This is a genomic window from Marinobacter sp. NFXS9, assembly GCF_040148665.1.
Lineage (GTDB): Bacteria > Pseudomonadota > Gammaproteobacteria > Pseudomonadales > Oleiphilaceae > Marinobacter_A > Marinobacter_A mangrovi.
The window spans coordinates 1-2,606 of the sequence record NZ_JAGDDW010000036.1; the positions used below are offsets into that span (position 1 = coordinate 1).

Sequence of the window (2,606 nt, forward strand, 5' to 3'; positions counted from 1 at the left end):
CTGAAGTCGTCATGCCGCGTTGCAGTCTTCGCTCAGTCAGTTACATACAAATGTATGCGCCTTCCTTCACTCAGCCTGCGCCTTGCCTGACGCCTTCAGCCTTGATTAAACCTGCCAGCAGCCTTTTGTCCTGCCAGCGGTTGATCCAAGATTAAGCAACCCAACGATTAACACCGGATAACGCTTGAAATCGCTATCATTGGACTCTTCGTTTCGGAGATAAAGAAACGAATCGTCCGCTTTGCAATCTTGTCCGCATTGTTAAAGAGCATGTCTGACCCAGTGATCAGAAAGAAGGACTTCGAAATTGATCTTTCATCAATCCGAAACACTTGTTTCTGCACACTGACCGTAGCCAGGGTATCCGTAAAGTTGGTGGAGCCAGGCAGGATCGAAGTCGTGCGCGACCCCGGACCGACCTCCTGCGTGCAAGGCAGGCGCTGCCATCCTATCAACTCATCCACCATACAGCTTGAATTGGTGGAGCTGAGCGGGATCGAACCGCTGACCTCCTGCGTGCAAGGCAGGCGCTCTCCCAGCTGAGCTACAGCCCCAGTAAAGCTGTCAAGAATTGGGCAGATCGAGGCGTGCTTGGACGCCGCATAGCCTGCTATGCAAGTCCGAACACAACGATGAGCTGCGCAATTCTGGTGGGTCTGGGTGGACTTGAACCACCGACCTCACCCTTATCAGGGGTGCGCTCTAACCACCTGAGCTACAGACCCAATGGTATGGGCCCGTTTAGACCCTATGCTCTCTCTTCCACTGACCAAGTAATTCGTGTGGGCTCTGACCGAAGCGTTCGGCTTCGTTTAAGGAGGTGATCCAGCCGCAGGTTCCCCTACGGCTACCTTGTTACGACTTCACCCCAGTCATGAACCACACCGTGGTGATCGTCCTCCCGAAGGTTAGACTAACCACTTCTGGTGCAATCCACTCCCATGGTGTGACGGGCGGTGTGTACAAGGCCCGGGAACGTATTCACCGCGACATTCTGATTCGCGATTACTAGCGATTCCGACTTCACGCAGTCGAGTTGCAGACTGCGATCCGGACTACGACGCGTTTTAAGAGATTAGCTTGCCCTCGCGGGTTCGCAGCCCTCTGTGCGCGCCATTGTAGCACGTGTGTAGCCCTGGCCGTAAGGGCCATGATGACCTGACGTCATCCCCACCTTCCTCCGGTTTGTCACCGGCAGTCTCCCTAGAGTTCCCACCATGATGTGCTGGCAACTAGGGATAGGGGTTGCGCTCGTTACGGGACTTAACCCAACATCTCACGACACGAGCTGACGACGGCCATGCAGCACCTGTGTTTGGGTTCCCGAAGGCACCAATCCATCTCTGGAAAGTTCCCAACATGTCAAGGCCAGGTAAGGTTCTTCGCGTTGCGTCGAATTAAACCACATGCTCCACCGCTTGTGCGGGCCCCCGTCAATTCATTTGAGTTTTAACCTTGCGGCCGTACTCCCCAGGCGGTCGACTTAGTGCGTTAACTGCGCCACTAAAGCATCAAGTGCCCCAACGGCTAGTCGACATCGTTTACGGCGTGGACTACCAGGGTATCTAATCCTGTTTGCTCCCCACGCTTTCGCACCTCAGTGTCAGTATTGGTCCAGGTAGCCGCCTTCGCCACTGGTGTTCCTTCCTATATCTACGCATTTCACCGCTACACAGGAAATTCCACTACCCTCTACCATACTCTAGCCAGACAGTTCGAAATGCCGTTCCCAGGTTAAGCCCGGGGCTTTCACATCTCGCTTACCTAACCACCTACGCGCGCTTTACGCCCAGTAATTCCGATTAACGCTTGCACCCTCCGTATTACCGCGGCTGCTGGCACGGAGTTAGCCGGTGCTTCTTCTGTGAGTAACGTCAATCCTCAAGGGTATTAACCTTAAGGCCTTCCTCCTCACTGAAAGTGCTTTACAACCCGAAAGCCTTCTTCACACACGCGGCATGGCTGGATCAGGGTTGCCCCCATTGTCCAATATTCCCCACTGCTGCCTCCCGTAGGAGTTCGGGCCGTGTCTCAGTCCCGATGTGGCTGATCATCCTCTCAGACCAGCTACGGATCGTCGCCTTGGTAGGCCGTTACCCTACCAACAAGCTAATCCGACATAGGCACATCCAATAGCGCAAGGTCCGAAGAGCCCCTGCTTTCCCCCGTAGGGCGTATGCGGTATTAATCCGGGTTTCCCCGGGCTATCCCCCACTACTGGGCAGTTTCCTATGCATTACTCACCCGTCCGCCGCTCGTCAGCGGGTAGCAAGCTACCCCTGTTACCGCTCGACTTGCATGTGTTAGGCCTGCCGCCAGCGTTCAATCTGAGCCATGATCAAACTCTTCAGTTTAAATCAAGCAGAAGCCGAAGCTTCTAAATCTGCTCAAGACAACACTCAAATTCATCCTCTCAAAAGAGAGTCTGACAGGTCGCTGCCTCGATATCTCTTGCCGAAATACCTCAGTCAGCGCCCACACGAATTACTTGGTCAATTTTTTAAAGAGCCGGGCTGTTGCCCTGTTGAGGCCGCGTATTCTACCGCTTCGCTCAACCTTGTCAACCGTTATTTTTCAGCGCTTTCGATGCTTCCGAAAGCCGCCGA

At 54.1% G+C, this 2,606-nt stretch carries 2 tRNA genes and 1 rRNA gene; all 3 read right to left on the bottom strand.

Features of this window, described 5'->3' with window-relative positions:
• Positions 1-478: 478 nt before the first annotated feature.
• The 3 genes from J3364_RS22480 to J3364_RS22490 all read right to left on the bottom strand — a co-directional run bounded on the left by J3364_RS22480 (position 479) and on the right by J3364_RS22490 (position 2,354).
• A tRNA-Ala gene (locus J3364_RS22480) sits at positions 479-554 on the bottom strand.
• 94 nt (positions 555-648) lie between these two features.
• Positions 649-725: transfer RNA gene (locus J3364_RS22485), tRNA-Ile, on the bottom strand.
• An 88-nt stretch (positions 726-813) separates the two neighbouring features.
• A 16S ribosomal RNA gene (locus J3364_RS22490) occupies positions 814-2,354 on the bottom strand.
• Positions 2,355-2,606 lie beyond the last annotated feature (252 nt).